The 18,578-nt window shown below is 63.1% G+C and carries 23 protein-coding genes; 12 read left to right on the forward strand and 11 right to left on the reverse strand.

Features of this window, described 5'->3' with window-relative positions; all coding sequences use genetic code 11:
• The 3 genes from PDO_RS25350 to PDO_RS25360 form a co-directional block, all read right to left on the reverse strand.
• Positions 1-292: TetR/AcrR family transcriptional regulator (locus tag PDO_RS25350; protein ID WP_007608517.1), on the reverse strand; the 292-nt coding region annotated here is incomplete at its 3' end.
• A gap of 1 nt (position 293) precedes the next feature.
• Complete coding sequence (locus PDO_RS25355; protein WP_007608519.1) at positions 294-638, reverse strand: DMT family transporter; 345 nt, start codon at positions 636-638, stop codon at positions 294-296.
• 154 nt (positions 639-792) lie between these two features.
• Positions 793-1,479 (reverse strand): ArsR/SmtB family transcription factor, encoded by a 687-nt coding sequence (locus tag PDO_RS25360; RefSeq protein WP_037075523.1) that lies wholly within the window; start codon positions 1,477-1,479, stop codon positions 793-795.
• A gap of 204 nt (positions 1,480-1,683) precedes the next feature.
• Between PDO_RS25360 and PDO_RS25365 the strand changes: the two genes are divergently transcribed.
• From PDO_RS25365 to PDO_RS25390, 6 genes are all read left to right on the forward strand, one after another.
• Positions 1,684-2,013 carry an NIPSNAP family protein gene (locus tag PDO_RS25365; RefSeq protein ID WP_007608522.1) on the forward strand — a complete coding sequence of 110 codons (330 nt, stop codon included), beginning with the start codon at positions 1,684-1,686 and terminating at the stop codon, positions 2,011-2,013.
• Positions 2,010-2,354, forward strand: a complete 345-nt coding sequence (locus tag PDO_RS25370; RefSeq protein WP_007608523.1) for an antibiotic biosynthesis monooxygenase family protein — start codon at positions 2,010-2,012, stop codon at positions 2,352-2,354. The genes PDO_RS25365 and PDO_RS25370 overlap by 4 nt, the downstream gene beginning before the upstream one ends.
• A 140-nt stretch (positions 2,355-2,494) precedes the next feature.
• Positions 2,495-3,163, forward strand: coding sequence for a GntR family transcriptional regulator (locus PDO_RS25375; RefSeq protein ID WP_007608524.1), 669 nt, complete (start codon positions 2,495-2,497; stop codon positions 3,161-3,163).
• Between the two features lie 231 nt (positions 3,164-3,394).
• Positions 3,395-3,985, forward strand: coding sequence for a biotin transporter BioY (locus tag PDO_RS25380; protein ID WP_007608525.1), 591 nt, complete (start codon positions 3,395-3,397; stop codon positions 3,983-3,985).
• 7 nt (positions 3,986-3,992) lie between these two features.
• Positions 3,993-4,460, forward strand: coding sequence for a DUF1284 domain-containing protein (locus PDO_RS25385; protein WP_007608526.1), 468 nt, complete (start codon positions 3,993-3,995; stop codon positions 4,458-4,460).
• A gap of 45 nt (positions 4,461-4,505) precedes the next feature.
• Positions 4,506-4,850 carry an MmcQ/YjbR family DNA-binding protein gene (locus PDO_RS25390; protein ID WP_007608527.1) on the forward strand — a complete coding sequence of 115 codons (345 nt, stop codon included), beginning with the start codon at positions 4,506-4,508 and terminating at the stop codon, positions 4,848-4,850.
• Between the two features lie 61 nt (positions 4,851-4,911).
• Here the strand turns inward: PDO_RS25390 and PDO_RS25395 are convergent, their stop codons facing one another.
• Together PDO_RS25395 and PDO_RS25400 are read right to left on the reverse strand one after the other, a co-directional pair.
• Positions 4,912-5,160, reverse strand: a complete 249-nt coding sequence (locus PDO_RS25395; protein WP_007608528.1) for a type II toxin-antitoxin system RelE/ParE family toxin — start codon at positions 5,158-5,160, stop codon at positions 4,912-4,914.
• 35 nt (positions 5,161-5,195) lie between these two features.
• A complete protein-coding gene (locus tag PDO_RS25400; protein WP_007608530.1) occupies positions 5,196-5,453 on the reverse strand; it encodes a type II toxin-antitoxin system ParD family antitoxin in 258 nt (85 codons plus the stop codon).
• A gap of 265 nt (positions 5,454-5,718) precedes the next feature.
• On the opposite strand from PDO_RS25400, the gene PDO_RS25405 reads away from it, so the two are divergent.
• Entirely contained in the window at positions 5,719-6,849 is a 1,131-nt protein-coding gene (locus tag PDO_RS25405; protein WP_007608532.1) for a site-specific DNA-methyltransferase, read from the forward strand.
• A 147-nt stretch (positions 6,850-6,996) separates the two neighbouring features.
• On the opposite strand, the gene PDO_RS25410 is transcribed toward PDO_RS25405, so the two are convergent.
• The 3 genes from PDO_RS25410 to mutY all read right to left on the reverse strand — a co-directional run bounded on the left by PDO_RS25410 (position 6,997) and on the right by mutY (position 9,319).
• The gene (locus PDO_RS25410; protein WP_007608534.1) at positions 6,997-7,359 is read right to left on the reverse strand and encodes a nuclear transport factor 2 family protein; all 363 of its coding nucleotides are present in this window, start codon (positions 7,357-7,359) and stop codon (positions 6,997-6,999) included.
• Positions 7,360-7,594: 235 nt separating this feature from the next.
• A complete protein-coding gene (locus PDO_RS25415; RefSeq protein ID WP_007608536.1) occupies positions 7,595-8,209 on the reverse strand; it encodes an HAD family hydrolase in 615 nt (204 codons plus the stop codon).
• Between the two features lie 3 nt (positions 8,210-8,212).
• Positions 8,213-9,319 carry an A/G-specific adenine glycosylase gene (gene mutY / locus PDO_RS25420; RefSeq protein ID WP_007608541.1) on the reverse strand — a complete coding sequence of 369 codons (1,107 nt, stop codon included), beginning with the start codon at positions 9,317-9,319 and terminating at the stop codon, positions 8,213-8,215.
• A 94-nt stretch (positions 9,320-9,413) separates the two neighbouring features.
• On the opposite strand from mutY, the gene PDO_RS25425 reads away from it, so the two are divergent.
• From PDO_RS25425 to PDO_RS25445, 5 genes are all read left to right on the forward strand, one after another.
• On the forward strand, positions 9,414-9,908 hold the full coding sequence (locus PDO_RS25425) for a DUF721 domain-containing protein (RefSeq protein WP_007608543.1): 495 nt from the start codon (positions 9,414-9,416) through the stop codon (positions 9,906-9,908).
• A 167-nt stretch (positions 9,909-10,075) separates the two neighbouring features.
• On the forward strand, positions 10,076-10,756 hold the full coding sequence (locus PDO_RS25430) for a DsbA family protein (protein WP_007608545.1): 681 nt from the start codon (positions 10,076-10,078) through the stop codon (positions 10,754-10,756).
• Positions 10,757-11,183: 427 nt separating this feature from the next.
• Positions 11,184-14,648, forward strand: coding sequence for a chromosome segregation SMC family protein (locus PDO_RS25435; protein WP_007608547.1), 3,465 nt, complete (start codon positions 11,184-11,186; stop codon positions 14,646-14,648).
• A 71-nt stretch (positions 14,649-14,719) separates the two neighbouring features.
• Entirely contained in the window at positions 14,720-14,902 is a 183-nt protein-coding gene (locus PDO_RS25440) for a hypothetical protein (RefSeq protein WP_007608548.1), read from the forward strand.
• A gap of 44 nt (positions 14,903-14,946) precedes the next feature.
• Positions 14,947-15,330 carry an Ivy family c-type lysozyme inhibitor gene (locus PDO_RS25445; protein WP_280113382.1) on the forward strand — a complete coding sequence of 128 codons (384 nt, stop codon included), beginning with the start codon at positions 14,947-14,949 and terminating at the stop codon, positions 15,328-15,330.
• Here the strand turns inward: PDO_RS25445 and PDO_RS25450 are convergent.
• From PDO_RS25450 to PDO_RS25460, 3 genes are all read right to left on the reverse strand, one after another.
• Positions 15,291-16,349, reverse strand: coding sequence for a glycosyl transferase family 90 (locus PDO_RS25450; protein WP_007608556.1), 1,059 nt, complete (start codon positions 16,347-16,349; stop codon positions 15,291-15,293). The two genes, PDO_RS25445 and PDO_RS25450, sit on opposite strands and share 40 nt — an antisense overlap.
• Before the next feature lie 52 nt (positions 16,350-16,401).
• The gene (locus PDO_RS25455) at positions 16,402-17,568 is read right to left on the reverse strand and encodes an MFS transporter (protein WP_007608558.1); all 1,167 of its coding nucleotides are present in this window, start codon (positions 17,566-17,568) and stop codon (positions 16,402-16,404) included.
• 169 nt (positions 17,569-17,737) lie between these two features.
• Positions 17,738-18,578 (reverse strand): VOC family protein (locus PDO_RS25460; protein WP_007608560.1); only part of this gene is annotated, 841 nt, incomplete at its 5' end.

Raw genomic sequence — 18,578 nt, forward strand, 5'->3', positions numbered from 1 at the left:
AGGCGCGAATATAGGCGCGGGTAAAGCTGCCTGTCGGTTGCGGGTCGGCATCGATCGCGATGTCTATCTGCCGATCGAGCTTTTCCAGCAGATCGGCAAACACCGCTTCGATCAGCGCCTGCTTGCTGTCGAAATGATGCAGCAGCCCGCCTTTCGTCACGCCGGCACGGTCCGCAACCGCCTGGATGGTCAGTGCGCCAAGCCCCTGTTCCGTAGCAATGGCCGCAACGCAATCGAGCAGGGCGCGCCGCACCTGTTCCGGCTGCTTCTTGCGATGGTGGGCCTCTGCCATCCTAGTGCGAGACCGAGTTGGAAAACAGGTTCATCACCACTACGCCGGCAATGATCAGCCCCATTCCCACCAGTGCCGGCATGTCCAGCGACTGCTTGAAAACCAGCAGGCCGACGGCCGCCGTCAGCACGATGCCGAGCCCGCTCCACATGGCATAGGCGATGCCGAGCGGCAGTCCCTTCAAGGCCTGCGACAGGAGATAGAAGGAGGCGACGTAGAACAGCACCATGGCCGCGGTCGGCACCAGTTTGCTGAACTGCTCCGATTTCTGCAGGAAGGTCGTGCCGATCACTTCCAGGACGATGGCGGCGGCAAGGGAGCCGTAGACGAGCAGGGACGGGTTCATGGCGGATCTCTCAGAGAAGCGGTACTTGCCTTAAAGATACCGGATGGACGGTTTCTTTGCAAGAGGGCGATCGATACGGTTCCGTCTAGGACGGTGTCGCTGTCGCGCAAAGGGGCATGGAGCCCGTTGCGTTGGCCGTATCGCCTCGTTTGGTTCAATCCACGATGGGAAACATTTGCTGGAACCGCCGGTCGCCTTCCGGCGAAAACTGGATGATCCGGCTGCCCTCGATCCTGCGGGCATGGCCCGGATCGACGAAATGCGAAAGCAGCGCCTTGCCAAGGCTGCCGGCCATGTGCGCGCGTCGCTCGCTCCAGTCGAGACAGGAACGGCACAGCGGCCGGCGCAGCGCCCGCATCGGCGCAAGTTCGATGCCGTACTGCCCAAGCAGGTGTTCGCCGGACGCAGTGACCCGCAGCGCGTCGCCTTCGACCTCGATTGCGCCCTGGGCCACGAGACTGTCGAGCATGCGCACGCCATAGTCGCCGGCCAGGTGGTCGTAGCAGATCCGCGCCTTGCGCAGCGCCGGCTCCTTCGGCCCGATCCGGTGGCGCAGATGGCCCCGGCTCGCGGCAAAGCCCATCAGGTTTTCGATCATCGTGCCGACGGTGGCATCGGCCAGTGCGAAATATCGATGGCGCCCCTGCTTGCGCAACGTGAGCAGGCCGCCGTCTTCAAGCTTGGAGAGATGTGAACTGGCCGTCTGCAGCGTGACGCCGGCGGCACCCGCCAGTTCGGTTGCCGTCAGCGCCTGGCCGCCCAGAAGGGCGAGCAGCATGTTGGCACGGGCGGGGTCGCCGATCAGCGATCCGATGCGGGCAATGTCTGGACCTTCAGCCATGATCTTGATCTCTGTTTCAGGGTCTCTGTCCGGCGCCGTGCCAACGGCGTCCGCCATGGTTTTCTAGCTTGCCGCTGTAGCAGATGCTTCGATCCAGGTCGAACTGTGGTGTCGGATGTTTCAGGGTTGATACTTCGATCCCGAACGAAGCAAGCAGCCATCGCGCCGTGTCACACCGGGCCTCCCGAAACAAGAGGACTGCCCATGATCACCTGCATCATCCGCTACCAGATCGATCCGTTTGCCCGCGATGCCTTTGCCACTTACGCCCGCAATTGGGGCGAGGCGATCCCGCGCTGCGGCGCCGATCTTGTCGGCTATTACGGCCCGCATGAAGGCTCGGCCACCACCGCCTACGGCATCTACAATGTCAACGATCTGGCAGCCTACGAGGCCTATCGCAAGAAGCTTGCCGCTGACCCGCTCGGCAGGGCCAATTATGATTTTGCAGCAAGGGAGCGTTTCATCCTCATGGAGGACCGCCTCTTCTTGAAAAATGTCTCCGACCTGCCGTCCGATCGGGTGCAGCCATGATCGCCGTGATTTTCGAGGTGACGCCGTTTCTCGGCGAGCGCCACCGCTATCTCGATCTCGCCGGCGACCTGCGCTGCAAGCTCGAAAAGATCGACGGCTTCATTTCCGTCGAGCGTTTCGAGAGCCTGACCCTGCGCGGCAAGCTTCTGTCTTTGTCCTTCTGGCGCGATGAGGAGGCGGTCCGCCGCTGGCGCAAGACGGACGCGCATCGCGCGGCGCAATCGGCGGGCAGGGGCGGTGTCTTTGCCGACTACCGCCTGCGCGTCGCCCATGTGCTGCGCGACTACGGTCTGGAGGCGCGCGACGAGGCGCCGGCCGACAGTCGAGCGCTGCATGGCTGATACCATGGGTGCCTGACGTGTGAGGTTGATGGGCGCTGTTAACGGCTTAGGCCGCAGACTTGCAGCGTCGGCGCTGTGTGGACGCGCGGCCGGCCTTTCCCATGCTCGACAAGTGCTAAGCGGCTGACTATGCAGGAGACATGGAAAAGGATCGGGACGATACTCTTGCAAGCCGCATCAGCCGCGCCCTGGCGGAGCGCATCATCCATGGCGAACTGATCCCCGGCTCGCGTCTCGGCCAGGATCATATCGCCGAGGAATTCGGCGCCAGCCACGTGCCCGTGCGCGAAGCCTTTCGACGGCTGGAGGCACAAGGGCTCGTGGTCTCCATTCCGCGCCGCGGCGTGCGCGTCGCGTCGTTCGACCTGAAGCAGGTCCGCGAAGTGGCAGAAATGCGTGCGGCGCTGGAGGTTCTGGCGCTGCGCCATGCCGCGCCCAACCTGACGACGGACGTGCTCGATGCCGCCGAGCAGGCCGCAAGTGACGCCGACAATGCCAAGGATGTGCGCAGTTGGGAGGAGGCCAATCGCCGCTTCCACCGGCTGATCGTCTCTACCTGCGACATGCCGCGCTTGCTGACCGTCATCGACGACCTGCACGCCGTCAGCGCCCGTTTTCTGTTCATTGCCTGGCGCGCCGCCTGGGAGGCGCGCACCGACCACGACCACCGCGCCATTCTGGGTGCCCTGCGTGACGGTGATGCCAGCGAGGCATGCCGTATCCTGGAGCGCCACGTGCAATGGATTGGCCGTGCGCCGATGCCGCAGTCAGGCGCCCGCGACGACGAAGGTTTCGCCATCGTCGGCTGAGTTTCAAAATTATAGATAAAAAATCACCATCTGTGGACGGTTTTGGCGCGACGGTTCCGTTCGCTCTGATTCTGCACGGCAATTTGGCAAGCGTTTCCAGTCGTCACGGTGGCATCCGCTGCGGTTTTCATCGCTGCGGTGCCGGGATCTGCGCTCGCGCTCTTGTTGAATCTCAGAATTATAGATAAAAGATTCTTTGTGGAGAAAATTATCTATAAAATGGAGATGTTGATGACCTACATGCCTTCGGCGCCTGCCCATCGCTTCGATCCGCTCGGTATCGGGCACCGCTCTCTCGCCATCCAGGCCGTGCTTCTGCTGATCGGCACCGGCGTTCTCGCGCTCGCCTCGCAAATCAGCGTACCCATGGTCCCGGTTCCGATCACTATGCAGACCTTCGCCATCACCATGATCGGCGTGCTTTACGGCTGGCGGCTCGGCGCCCTGACGGTGCTCGCCTGGCTGGGCGAAGCGATGATCGGTCTGCCGGTTCTTGCCAATGGCGGCGCGGGCCTCGCCCCGTTTGTCGGCCCGACGGCGGGTTACCTCGTTTCTTTTCCGCTGATCGCCGCCCTTGCCGGCATTCTGGCTGAAAAAGGCTGGACCGGCGAGTGCGTGGTCTTGAGCTTTTCGGCCCATCTCATCGCCAACATCCTGTGCCTTGCCATCGGCGGCGCCTGGCTCTCCTGGCTGATCGGGCTGGAAAAGGGCCTCGCGCTCGGCGTGACCCCCTTCATCCTCGGCGCCGTGCTGAAATCCGCGCTCGCAGCCGCCGTCCTTATGGCGCTCGGCCGCCGCGCGTCGCGTAGCATCGATATCTGAACGGGTCATGACGGTCAGGCTTCGCGCCCATCATCTGCTCTGCATGCTGACCTATGTCGGCAAGGGTTACTCGCCAGCGTTCGTTGACAATTACGAGGCGATCGCCGCCCGTTTGTCGGCGGGTGAGGAGATCGAAATCGTCGATGGGCCTGACGACATCTGCGCGCCGCTTCTCTGCGGCGCGCAACCCCATTGCCTTGGCGACGGCGTGATCGAGCGCGACCGGAGGGCGGCCGAGGCTGTGGGCGCGCTTCTGGCCATGCCGGTGACGGGCGGTACCCGGCTCAGGCCAAGCGCCTCGCTGCTTCTGCATCTGCGCCGGACGTTCGCCGAAGGCGATATTCGCGCCGCCTGCTCGGGCTGCGAATGGTCCGGCCTGTGCGACACGGTTGCCGCCGACGGTTATGTCAATGCCCGCATCGCGATGGCCGCAACCGATGAGCCCACGCGCCTGCATGGTCGCTGCCAGACGTGACGAAGGCACGCGCCTCTGGCAGACTGCCGGCGGGAGGAACGCAACATGCTGACAATTGACGATCTGCGCAGGATCATCCTGGCCTTTCCCGAAACCGAGGAGACCCGCTCCTGGGGCGCGGTATCCTTCAAGGTCAACAACAAGGCAATTCTGTTCTGGAACCCGACCCATGACTGCCCGGTCTTCAAGGTCCCCTTCGAGGAACGCGACCACCTGATAGAGATGGAGCCCGAAACCTTCTTCACCACCGACCATCACCGCCCCCATGCCCTGGTGCTCGCGCGTCCCGACAGCGTTGATCTTGAATGGGTCCGCGCCAATATCGCCCGCACCTGGCGAGCGCAGGCAAAGAAGGCGGCGGTCAAGGCGTTTGACGCGGAGCGGGACTGAGGAGGATCGATAACATTCGCACGTTTTTCGTTTTGGCGAGTGCGAGCGGCACTCTGGCTTGTCAATCCAGCCAGTTGTCCATGTCGCGCTGTCCGTAGACGATAGCGACGACAAATATGCCGTAGGGCATAGGCTCGTAAATCGCGATGTAGCGTCCTTCGATAAGTAGTCGCGCCGTTGGGCTCAGTTCGGGGCGCCGCGCGCCGATATGGGGGTGCTCAGCCGCAAGTTCCGCTTTGCTCAGGATGCGCCGTAGGAGGCCATCGGCAGCTATCTCGTTGTCCTGTGCTATCGTTGCGCCAAATGGCACGCAGATCGTCCTCGGCGCGCGGGCTGAGGATATACTTAGCCATTGGAGCTTGCGTCTGCTTTCAACTCCGCCAAAAGCGCGTCGGCAGAAACGTCTCGGCCTGCACCGCTCGCCATGCCTTCATCATAGGCTTTCTTAAGGCGGGCCAATTCCAGCTTTCGACTCTCTTCCCGCTGTTCCAGAAGTCGCAGACTGTCGCGCATAACTTCGCTGGCGCTGGTGTAGCGTCCACTCTCGACGAGTTCGCGGACCAGATTTTCGTAGCGGGGGCCGATGTTGTAGCTTGATGGCATGGCAGTGCCTTTCTTGGCTCAAATGTTATCAGTTTTTGCTAACTCGGACAACAGAAAGAGACCTTGCTGCATGCGCTCAACGATGGTCAGCCGCTGTCCCGTTATGGCTCTCCGCACCGGCCCGATTCACCATATCCACCACCATCCTGCCACGCTTCCCCCTGACTCTGCACATTTTTTACCAAATCCTTCACTCTTCGGTAACCAAGATCAGTAACCATAGGCCTCTATTCCCGTGCTGCGTCAGCGTAAGAGTGAGTAACCGATGGCCTCTGTATTCCCGCTTGCCGAACTCCGCCGTTCTTCGGACCCGTTGTCCTGGGTCGACAGCATCATCAAGGGCGATTGCGTTTCCGCCCTCGAAGCCCTTCCCGACAAATCCGTCGATGTGATCTTCGCTGACCCACCCTACAACCTGCAGCTTGGTGGTGCTCTGCACCGGCCCGACCAGAGTGTCGTCGATGCCTGCGACGACGAATGGGACCAGTTCGCCTCCTTCGCCGCTTATGACGCCTTCACCCGCGCCTGGCTGCTGGCCTGCCGCCGCGTGCTGAAGCCCACCGGAACCCTCTGGGTCATCGGCTCCTACCACAACATCTTCCGCGTCGGCGCGACCTTGCAGGACCTGAATTTCTGGATCCTCAACGACATCGTCTGGCGCAAGACCAATCCGATGCCCAACTTCAAGGGCCGCCGGTTCCAGAACGCCCATGAAACGATGATCTGGGCCTCGCCCGATCCAAAGGCCAAGGGCTATACGTTCAATTACGATGCGCTGAAGGCGTCGAACGACGACGTGCAGATGCGCTCGGACTGGCTGTTTCCGATCTGCTCGGGTGGCGAACGTCTGAAGGGCGATGACGGCAAGAAGGTCCATCCGACCCAGAAGCCGGAAGCTTTGCTCGCCCGCATCATCATGGCCTCGACCAAGCCCGGCGATATCGTGCTCGACCCGTTCTTCGGCTCCGGCACGACCGGTGCCGTCGCCAAGCGCCTCGGCCGTCATTTCGTCGGCATCGAGCGCGAGCAGGATTATATCGACGCGGCCTCTGCCCGCATTGCCGCCGTCGAACCGCTTGGCAAGACCGAACTGACCGTGCTGACCGGCAAGAAGGCCGAACCCCGCGTTGCGTTCAACACGCTGGTCGAGAGTGGCCTGGTCAAGCCCGGCCAGGTTCTGTTCGACATCAAGCGCCGGCATTCTGCCATCATTCGTGCCGATGGTACGCTGGTGTCAGGTGGTGAGGCCGGCTCCATCCATCGTCTCGGCGCCAAGGTTCAGAGCCTTGATGCCTGTAACGGCTGGACCTTCTGGCACTATGAAGAGGGATCGACCCTGCGCCCGATCGACGAATTGCGCACGGTCATCCGCAATGGCATGGCCAAGCTGGACTAACGATCCATCCGGCTTGGTTTTATGACGAACTTTCCCGGGTGGTTTTGTACCTCTAGTCCTGCCGGGGAGAGCCTGACGCCCGGTGTTCGCGCACCGGGCGTCTTTTGTTTTGCAGGCTCCGTGATCGCGCGGCCGCAGCCCGACCGGTCAGACCTTGTAGTCGGTCACATCGACCGAAACGATCCTGCCGTCGTCGTTGAAGGTGATCGTCTCTTCGCCGAAGCGCACCAGCGGCTCGCCGGTCTCGGCATGGGTTGCCTTCAGCCGCCAGACGGCGCGCGCGGACATCGGCGACACCGCTTCCGTCAGTTCATCGACCGCCACCTGGTCCGGATAGGTATCGAAATAACGGCGAAATGCCGCCATGATCTCGGCCTTGCCGCTCAGCTGGCCGACCTTGATCGAGCCATAGACGGCATCGTCGGCAAAGAAATCGTCGATGACCGCAAAGTCGAGATCGTTGATGGCGTGATGAAAACGCTGGGCGGCAGTCACGGGGTCGAAGGTCATGCAGTCTCCGGAGTATGAACGGCAGGGCGAGGCATCGGTCTAAAACGCCGAATGTCTTCCGCACCCATCTTTGCTCGCGCGCCAGCTTCGGACAAGCCGGTCCACATATCCAAGGGATCGAAACATGGGGATGATGGCAAACATTGTCGCATCTTCAAGGATTCGACCGCTTGCGGTCGAACTGGCGCGGGTTGAGGTCCGCCAACTTCACCCGCGCCAGGATCCCTTCAACGGATCAGACCTTGATCCCGTGGGATGAAAGATCGTTTTTCAGCTGATCTGCACCGGTAAAATGCACCGCCTGCCATCCGGCCGCACGTGCGCCTTCGACATTCGCATAGCTGTCGTCGATGAAGATCGTCTGGGCGGGATCAAGCCCGAAATCGCGCGCATGCTTGTCGTAGATCGCCACATCCGGCTTGATCAGGCCGATCTCGCCGGACACAGTGACGCCGCGCGGGATGTTGAGGAACGGATACATCTTGCGCGCCTCCGTGAATGTGTCGGCGGCGAAGTTGGTCAGCATGGTGACGTCGCGGCCCGCATCGATCAGCCCAGTCATGATCGCGACGCTGTCGTCATAGGCATGCGGCACCATTTCGGCCCAATGCTGGCGAAAGGCGCGGATCTGTGCTTCCCGTTCCGGATACTGCGTGATCAGCAGTGCTTCGGCCTCGTTCCAGTCGCGGCCGCGATCCTGCTCGAGGTTCCAGTCATGGGTGCAGACATTGGCGAAAAACCACTGGCGTTCGTCGGCATCCGGGATGATGCGCGAATAGGGCAGGTTCGGATCGTAATGGATCAGCACCTTGCCGATGTCGAACACGATATGGCGGATTTCAGCAGGCATGTTTTATTCCTTGGTGTTGGCAAAGGCGGTCGGAATAGCGGCGGCAATTGCTTTTTTCATGACAGTTGGCAGCGCTTGTCCATCAAGTTCGGTGACGGGCACCCAGAAACCGTGATCGCCCGGCGGTACTTCGATCGGCCCGACCCGGAAGATCGAAAGGCGGAGTTCGAAATGGGTGAAGACATGGGCGATGCTGCCCGCTGCCTGCCAGTCGGCGGGGAAGGGGGCGGCGTCGATTCCGGTCTCGCCGTCGATGCGCGACGTCCATGCGGTGGTAGGGACCTCCGTCATGCCGCCGAGCAGGCCGCTGTCGATACGCTTGCGCAGCAGCAGCCGGCCATCGCGATCGACCGCGATGAAAGCAGCCCCCAGCCGCACCGGTTTTTCCTTCTTCGCCGCCTTGACCGGAAACCGTTCCGGCTCGTCGGTGGCGAGCGCCAGACAGGCGGTGTTGAACGGACAGAGCGCACAGGTCGGCCGTTTCGGCGTGCAGATCGTCGCGCCAAGATCCATCATCGCCTGGGCAAAATCGCCGGGCCTGTCGGCTGGCGTCATCTCGGCGACGCGCGCTTTCATCTGCGGCTTGGAGCCGGGCAGGGGTGCGTCGATGGCAAACAGCCGCGAGATGACCCGCTCGACATTGCCGTCCATCACCGCCGCCTGGCGGTTGAACGCGATCGCCGCGACCGCAGCCGACGTGTAGTCGCCGATGCCGGGCAGGGCGCGCAGGCCTTCTTCGGTGCCGGGAAACACGCCGCCATGTTCGAAGGCGACGGCTTCGGCGCATTTCTTCAGGTTGCGCGCCCGGGCATAATAGCCGAGCCCCGCCCAGGCGGCCATCACATCCTCCGTCGGCGCATGGGCAAGGTCCTCGACCTTCGGCCAGCGGTCGACGAACTTGGCGAAATAGGCCTTCACCGCAGCGACCGTCGTCTGCTGCAGCATCACCTCCGACATCCATATATGGTAGGGATTGGGCAAAACGCCGCGCTTGGCCATCGCTGGCGAAATGCGCCACGGCAATTCGCGGTGATGGCGATCATACCAGCCGAGCAAGGTCTCGGCGGTTGCTTGTATCTTTGGAAGTTTGGGCAGTGTCACGCGCTTCATTTGCCGGAATGGGGGTCTATGGCGTATATCTGTTCAAATCGCCTCCGTGTTCAAGTCTGTTCACGGGTGTAAAGCGAAGGGATCCCCATTCTCCATGGCACCACGCAAGGGTGTTACCCAGATCGCTGAGATCGCCAATGGCATTATCGACCCGGTGCTCGCCCGCCGCGCCGGCATCAATACGGCTTTGCTCGGTTCCTGGGATGAAATCGCCGGCGACAGTTTTGCCGATTGCACCCGGCCGGAAAAGATCACCTGGCCGCGTCGGGGCGATCTGCCGGAAGAGGGTGGCCACCGCCCGGGCGTGCTGACCATTGCCTGCGAAGGCGCCCGCGCGCTGTTTCTCTCTCATGCCCAGGGCGAACTGATCGCCCGCATCAACGGCTTCTTCGGCTATCCGGCGATTGGCCAGATCCGCATCGTCCAGAAACCGGTTTCCAATGCCGGCCGCCATCCGCGCCGGCTGCGCAAGCTGGAAGGCGAAAAGGCCCGCCGTCTGGAGGGCATGATGGAGGGCATAGAGAACGAAAACCTGCGCCGCGCCATCGAGCGGCTCGGCACCGGCGTGTTTTCCGCCAAACGCAAATGAACGCCGCAACTGAGCGCGCGCCTCGAACGAACATGGACAAAGTTTAATCGTGGCCGCGCCTAAATGTCACGGAACTTTGATATTTCGGTTCCCGCAGCGCCTTGTTTGCCACCCTTTCGCGTTATATCGGTTGGCCACGTTCAATTCATTCCTAACGGGTAAGAGACATGTCGATTTCTGAACTTTCGATCACCAAGCGTCGTCTTCTGGGCGGTATTGCCGTGGCTGCTGCGGGCATGACTTTCGGCGCCGCGACGGCGTCGGCGGTCGACATGCCGACGGCTGACCGTGACATCGACATGGAAGCCGCATTGAAGCCGGGTGCACTGAAGGAAATGGCGCTCGGCGATCCGAATGCTCCGGTCAAGATCATCGAATACATGTCGATGACCTGTCCGCACTGCGCCCATTTCCATGAGACAACCTTCGAGCCGATCAAGACCAAGTATGTCGACACCGGCAAGGTCTATTTCGTGCTGCGCGAATTCCCCTTCCCGCAGGACACCGCATCGCTCGCCGCCTTCATGCTGGCGCGCTGCACGACGGAAGACAAGTTCTTCCCTTTCGTCTCGATGTTCCTGAAGCAGCAGCGCACCTGGGCGGCCCCGGCAGACAACGATGTGCGCTCGGCCATGCTGCAATTGTCGAAACTCGGCGGTTTTACACAGGAGACCTTCGATGCCTGCTTGACGAACGCGAAGCTTGCCGGTGATGTGTCGGCAGTCCGCGACCGCGGCGCTGAGGAATTCGGGGTCCAGTCCACTCCGACCTTCCTGATCAATGGCAAGGCCTATTCGGGGGACATGTCGGTTGACTCCATGTCGGCCCTCATCGACAGCCTGCTCTGACCCGCGTTTCGTCGCCATGACGGGCAGCGGCCGTAGCTGCGCGCCCGTCGTTCAGCGTTCGAATTTGCCCCTCACCCTCGACCCTCTCCCTGCAAGCGGGGCGAGGGAACGGTAGCCTTAGAGTTAATCGTCCTTCTCCCCGTCTACGGGGAGAAGGTGCCGACAGGCGGATGAGGGGCGTTGGGCACTGTGGGGCACCCCCCTCTGTCCTGGCGGACATCTCCCCCACACGGGGGGAGATCGGCAGAACGCCAACCTCCGCTTTTTCGGCCAGTGTTTCTGAATTTGCATCTTCTCGACATCTGCTGATGTCCGGCGCGCTATCCTCCTTCCGATCTCCCCCCTTGAGGGGGAGATGCCCGGCAGGGCAGAGGGGGGCGAGCTTGCGCGATGCCAAAGCCTTCAACTCCCTCCCGAGGCCCATGCGATGAAATTCAATCGCCTGCGCCTGCTTGGCTTCAAGTCCTTTGTCGAACCTTCCGAATTTGTCATCGAACGCGGCCTGACCGGTGTCGTCGGCCCCAACGGCTGTGGCAAATCGAACCTCGTCGAGGCTCTGCGCTGGGTCATGGGCGAGAACTCCTACAAGAACATGCGCGCGTCCGGCATGGACGATGTCATCTTCTCGGGCTCCGGCAATCGCCCGGCCCGAAACACCGCCGAAGTCGGCCTCTATCTCGACAATTCCGACCGCACAGCACCGGCCGCTTTCAACGATGCCGACGAGATCCAGATCAGCCGCCGCATCGAGCGCGGCCAAGGCTCGGTCTACCGCATCAACGGCAAGGAAGCCCGCGCCAAGGATGTGCAGCTTCTCTTTGCCGACGCCTCGACCGGCGCCCGCTCGCCCTCCATGGTTGGACAGGGCCGCATCGGCGAACTGATCTCGGCCAAGCCTCAGGCCCGCCGCCAGCTGCTGGAAGAAGCCGCCGGCATTTCCGGCCTGCATTCGCGCCGCCATGAGGCCGAGCTTCGCCTGCGCGCCGCCGAGACCAATCTCGAGCGCCTGGAGGACATCACCGCCCAGCTCGAGACCCAGATCGAAAGCCTGAAGCGTCAGGCCCGCCAGGCCAACCGCTTCAAGATGCTCTCGGCCGAAATCCGCAGCCATGAAGCCATGCTGCTGCATATCCGCTGGGCCCAGGCCAAGCAGGCTGAAGGCGAGGCGGAAAGCGCGCTCAATCAGGCGATGTCGATTGTCGCCGAAAAGGCCAATGCCCAGATGGAGGCGGCCAAGACCCAGGCGATCGCCAGCCTGAAGCTGCCGGAACTGCGCGAGGAAGAGGCCAGGTGTGCGGCCGCCCTACAGCGTCTGCAGATCGCCCGTTCGCAACTCGACGAGGAGGCTTCCCGCCTTCTGCGCCGCCGCGACGAACTCACCCGCCGTCTGGCCCAGCTCGATGAAGACATCCGCCGCGAGGAGCGTCTGGTCTCCGAAAACGCCGAGGTCATCGAGCGCCTGACGAGCGAAGAAGCCGAACTCGAAGACATGCTCGCCGATTCCGGCCGTTTTGGCGAAGAGGCGAAGGAAGCCTTCGATACGGCCGCGGACGCCCTTGCCGACAGCGAACGTGCCTTTACAGCACTCACCGCCGAGCGCGCCGCTGCCGCTGCCGGTCGCAACCAGTTCGAACGTCTGATCCGCGATCTCGCCGATCGCCGCGGCCGCCTCGAGCGCCAGATCGGCGACGCGTCGCGCGAACTCGACGATGTCGCCGCAAAGATTGCCGTGCTGCCCGATCCGGACGAAAAGCGCGAAATGGTCGAGATGGCCGAGCAGGCGCTATCCGATGCGGAATCAGCCGCCATGGAAGCGGAAGCGGCCCTGAACGAGGCGCGCCGCACCGAAGCCATGCTGCGCGGCCCGCTCGAGGCCGCCCGCGCCAAGGTCAACGGTCTTGAAACCGAAGCCCGCACCATCACCCGCATGCTGGCCTCGGCGACCACCGGCGATTTCTCGCCCGTTGCCGATGAACTCTCCGTCGATCGCGGCTTCGAGACCGCATTGGGGGCAGCCCTCGGCGACGATCTCGAAAGCGCGCTCGATCCGGCAGCCCCCGCCCATTGGCATGGCAATGGCGACGGAGCATCTGATCCCGCTTTGCCGTCCGGCTGCGATCCTTTGCTTGCCCATGTGCGCGCACCCGCGTCGCTCACCCGCGCATTGCGCCAGATCGGCATCGTCGATGATGTCGACGTCCTTGCCCTGATGGCGAAGCTTCAGCCCGGCCAGCGGCTCGTTACCCGCGAGGGCGCCGTCTATCGCTGGGATGGCCATGTCACCGGCTCGGAAGCGCCGAGTGCCGCCGCCCTCAGGCTTGCCCAGCGTAACCGCCTGGCCGAGATCGAGCGCGAGACCGATGAAGCCCGCGACGCGATGGTCGAGGCCGAGGACCGGCTGGCAGAAGCAGCCGACACCATCCGCGCCGAGGAAAGCCGGCTGGCCGATGCCCGCGACCGCCAGCGCCTGACGGTGCGCCAGTTGGCCGAATCCCGCGATGCGCTGGCTCAGGCCGAGCGCGCCTCCGGCGATCTCATCCGCCGCCGGGAAGTGGTCGCGGAAGCGGTCAACGGCCTGAAGGCGCAGATCGAGGAAGCACTTGAGCAGGAAGAAAATGCCCGCATCGAGATGGAGGAGACGCCTGACCTCTCCGAACTCGATGCCCGCCTCGGCGATGCCGAAACCACAGTGGCCCGCGACCGTGGTCTGGCGGCCGAAACCCGCGCCCGCTTCGAAGGGCTTGCCCGCGAAGACGACATGCGCCGCCGCCGGGTCCTGGCCATCCAGCAGGAGCGCGCCAGCTGGCAGACCCGCGCCAGAAGCGCCGAGGATCATATCGCCACGCTGCGCGACCGCGAGGCGGAAGCCCGCGACGAGATCATGTCGCTGGAAATGGCGCCCGACGAATTCGAGGACAAGCGCCGCCAGTTGATGTCGGCGCTGGAAAAGGCTGAAAAGGAACGCCGCGACGCTGCCGACCGCCTGGTCGAGGCGGAGACCCGCCAGCGCGAGGCCGACCAGAAGGCGGCATCCGCCTTGGCGGAGCTGGCCGAAACCCGCGAAAAGCGCGGCCGCGCCGAAGAACGCCTCGTCTCCGCCAAGGAATGGCGCAAGGATGCCGAGGCCCGCATTGCCGAGGCGCTGAACGTCGCCCCGCACGAGGCCTTCCGCCTGACCGGCCTGAAGGACGCTTCCGAGATCGGCGACCTGCGCGAGGTCGAGCGCAATCTCGACCGGCTGAAGATGGAGCGCGAGCGGCTTGGCGCCGTCAACCTGCGGGCCGAGGAAGAGCAGAAGGAGCTGTCGGAAAAGCTTGCCGCCCTGATCAAGGAGCGCGACGATATCATCGACGCCATCCGCAAGCTGCGCGGCGCGATCCAGAGCCTCAACCGCGAAGGCCGCGAACGCCTGATCGCCGCCTTTGACGTCGTCAACGCCCAGTTCCAGCGGCTGTTCACCCATTTGTTCAATGGCGGCACGGCCGAACTGCAGCTGATCGAGAGCGATGACCCGCTCGAAGCCGGCCTCGAAATCCTCGCCCGCCCGCCGGGCAAGAAGCCGCAGACCATGACACTTCTGTCGGGTGGCGAGCAGGCGCTAACCGCGATGGCGCTGATCTTTGCCGTCTTCCTCACCAATCCGGCGCCGATCTGCGTGCTCGACGAAGTCGACGCCCCGCTCGACGACCACAATGTCGAGCGCTACTGCAACCTGATGGACGAGATGGCCGCCTCCACCGAGACCCGCTTCGTCATCATCACCCACAATCCGATCACCATGGCCCGCATGAACCGCCTCTTCGGCGTCACCATGGCCGAACAGGGTGTATCTCAGTTGGTGTCGGTCGATCTGCAGACGGCGGAACAATTGCGCGAGCGGGATCTGGCTTAGCGCCGGGCTTGTGCTGGCCGCTATTCCGAGGGAAAGATTGTTGCTTTCTTTTTGCAACGCGGAGCGTGGAGTTGAGTGCGATTGAGATCTTGAAAGATGAGGGCGACTATCACGCGGCCCTGCAGAAGGTACGCCGATTTTTCGAGCAGGAGCCTGCTGCAGGCACGTCCGATGCCGATGAATTCGACGCGCTTGTGCAGCTCATCGAAGTCTATGAAACGAAGCACTATGCCATCGGAGCCGTCTCAGCGTGAGTTCTCTGCACACGCTTACCGTATTCTGCGTGATGTCAGTGGCTATGGTTGCAGTCACTTGTGCGAGCGCCCAATCACCGGATCCAGAACTCTCCGGCAATTTCTTGCCCGCCGTGCTTGCCTCGTCCGCACCGCATCGGGAGAGCCTTGTGGCACTGATCAAGGGCAAGCAGGGCCTGCCGTCCTGGGTTCGAAACATGGTCCGGCAGCCGCGCTACGTGGCGCTCGCCTCCAAGCAGGTCGAGGTGGCTGGCAAGTCGATGCAGGTGTTCGAAGCCTGCGAGGCGAAGCGATGCGAGGAAAGCCGGATCCGCGTGCTCTATTCCGCCGATGGCAAGCGCACTTTGCTGCGGGTATCCGACGTGAAGCTGGGCGAAAAGATCTTCGGTCAGCCTTCCGCTGGCGAGATGCGGGCCTTGGGCCTGTAGAACGCGTCATCGCGGTCCCAGTGTTCTTCGATCAGTTTGGTCGCCCGCTGCGCCTGACTTTCAAACGTCAGCGTCTGCGCCAGCGCTCGTCCGCGTTCGGCAATCGCCTTGGCCTCGCTGTCATGGCTGCGCACCCAGTCGATCTTTTCGGCAAAGTCCGCCATGTCGGCGCGAACCGGCACGTAGTGTTCCCAAGGCGTGAGATCGCCATAATACCATTGTGAAAAGCCGAATTGCGAGGTGACCTTCAGCACGCAGCAGCCGTAGAGCATGCGCACCAGCAGGTTCGACCAGGTGTTGGAATAGCCGTCGATATCGATGGCGAATTTGCGCCCGAGCCAGCTTGCGGAAGCCATGGGCTCGGCCATCAGCCCCTGCCGCTCGGCCTCGCGGGCGAACTCCGTCTCGCTCCAGCGGACGCCGACCAGCCGGACATCTGTTCCGGCAAGATCCTTCAGCCGCCGGACCATGCGTAACCGCTGCACCACGGCCGGATTGTCCGTGTCTTCCGGCCAGAAGCTGCCCCAGCCACAGCCATTCATGCCGCCGCGCCAGACGATGTCGCCGGATCGGTCGTCCCAGGCCGGTGCAGCGCGGCCGCGCTCGCGATCGGCTGAAAACCCGTCATTCTGGAAGAAATGCGGGTCGGGCAGGGCGATCTGCCGGGCAAAACGCACCGAGGGCGCAAAGCGGGCATTCGACACATCCTCGCCGTCGGATGCGTTCACCGTGATGTGCTTCACCTCCGGCGCTGCAAGGCTCAGCCAGTAGGCATAGCTGCAGACGTTGCGGCGCATCGATCGGGCGAACCGGCGCCGGGCTTCCCGTTCGATGACAAGGGAAATCTGCCGGCCGTGGCGTTCGATCAGCACGTCGCGTGGCGGATTGCCGTCATCGGTATAGCGCACACGCACCTGCGGCGTGGCGGCACCGACCCGGGCAAATTCGCGCCTGAAATAGGGTACAACCGGCAGCGCATAGATGAGGCGAAGAGGGTCGAGACTGAAAGTGCCGCTCATGCTGTTCCTCGATTGAAGACAGGATATCCCGCTTGCATCCGTCCGGCTACAATCAGGCCACTACTGCTTCGCGTCCGACCGTCGTCGTAGCCGACAGCGCGCGGCTGGCGAAGATCGATCCGAGGATCAGCGGCAAGCAGACGAGATAGGCATTGCGGATGCCCCATGCCTCTGCCACGAAGCCGAGCAGCGGCGGAGCGAGGAAGAACACGACAAACGCCATCTGTCCCAAGGCAGCAACATTGACCACGGCCGGTCGGTCGCTGCGTTGCGCGGCCGCCGTCACGGCCATCGGGTAGACCGCGCTGCAGCCGCCGCCCATCAGTGCAAAACCCGCCAGGGCGACAGTGGCATTGGGTGCAAGCCAGACCATGGCAATGCCCAGCGCTGCCGTCGCCAGCAAGACCAGCGCCACGCGCCTTGGCCCGTATCGATCGACAATCGGATCGACCAGCAGCCGTGCCAGGGCCATGAAGAAGGCAAACAGTGTCAGCCCGGAGCCACTGACGAGGGGTGAGACGTCAAACACATCGTCCATGTAGATCGCCGACCAGTCGATGCCAGCACCCTCGATCAGGAAGGCCGACGTGCCGATCAGGCAGAGCGGCAAAAGCCCGAGCGTCGGCAGCGCGAAATGCGGCGCTTTCTCGCCGTCCGCCATGGCTGTGACCGGCGCATTTTTCATGCCCGCGATGATGATCGCGGCGATGACGAAGACCAGCCCGAGCACCAGATGCAGATGCAACTGCATCGAGATGCCGGCCTGCCGGATGACCGATGCAGTGATGGCGGTGACGAAGAAGCCGAGGCTCCAGCAGCCATGCGCCCGGTTCATAATGCCAAAGCCGATCTGCGCCTCGATCCGGCCGATCTCGACATTCAGGGTGATTTCCAGCGCGCCGGCCAAAAGCCCGATACAGAACAGCGTGCAGAACACGGCCCGCGCATTCGGCATCAGCGGAATGAGCGACAGCAGCGCCACGATGCCGAGCAGGGAGATTGCCAGCGACACTTTCGTGCCGAGGCGGACCAGCAGCGGCGAAGATGCGGTCAGCGAGATCAGCGTGCCGATCGCCATGCCGATCAGGGTCAGCCCGAGTTCGGCCTTGTTGAGCCCGAGGCTTGCCTGCAGGTCCGGCATGCGGGCAAACAATGCCCCGGTCGACATGGCAAACAGGAAAAACGCGAAATAGACACGAAACTGCGGTGGCATCGGCATGACGGGCCTCAAGTGGTTCGAAGCGGAGGTCATGGCAGTGACATCATGCGTCTGCGGTGTCCAGCCGCGATCACGGCCAGACAGCCGGGTTCTGCGGGCAATGTGAGCCAACGCACAGCGTCAGGCCTCGCTCTCCGCTTCTCACCTGAAGGGGGCGAGGGCTCCAGCGCTACGCTTTCACCAGTCGCACACGCGTGCCCCAGGGATCCAGCGCCTCGAAACCGTCGTCAATCTCGCTGACCGCAAAACCCTTGGCGGCAAGCTCTGCCCTGCGGTCGGCAAGGATCGTATCGTCCTTCGTCTGCAGCGAAAACCAGTCGAGCCCGGTCATGCTGTCCTGGCGTTGGCCGGCGCCCCGGCTGTCCCAGATATTGGCGCCGACGTGATGGTGGTAGCGTCCGGACGAGAGGAATGTCGCGCCGCGCTCGTCGTTGCCCGCCACCACGTCTAGCCCGAGGCCGATATTGTAGAAACCGCGCGCCGCCTCCAGCGCTCCGACCTTCAGGTGGATATGGCCGATCCGCAAACCGGCTGGGACGGCGCTGTAGTCGTCGCGGTCGGTGCGTGTCTTCGTCTTGATGAAGATATCGTCGATATCGAGTTCCTTGGTACCCATCGACACCTGGTTGCCGGCCCACAGCCAGCGTTCCTCCGGCCGGTCGCTATAGACCTCGACGCCATTGCCCTCCGGGTCGGCAAGATAGACGGCCTCCGACACGCTGTGATCGGCAAAGCCGACCAGCGGGAACTGGCTGCGCGCCACATGCACCAGCCAGCGGGCGAGATCGCTGCGCGACGGCATCAGGAAGGCGGTATGGTAGAGCCCCGCCTGGCCGCTGGCCTCGGGGGCGGCATCCGGCCGGCTGAGGATATGCAGTAGCGCCACGCCACCGGCGCCGAGCGTCACCTCGTCCTTCGTCTCGGCCAGAACCTCGAGCCCCAGCATGCCGGTGTAATAGCCCTTGAGCAGGCCCATGTCGCGGGCCCGCAGGCAGACCGTGCCGACATGC

Origin of the sequence: Rhizobium sp. PDO1-076, assembly GCF_000247475.1 — a bacterium.
Lineage (GTDB): Bacteria > Pseudomonadota > Alphaproteobacteria > Rhizobiales > Rhizobiaceae > Allorhizobium.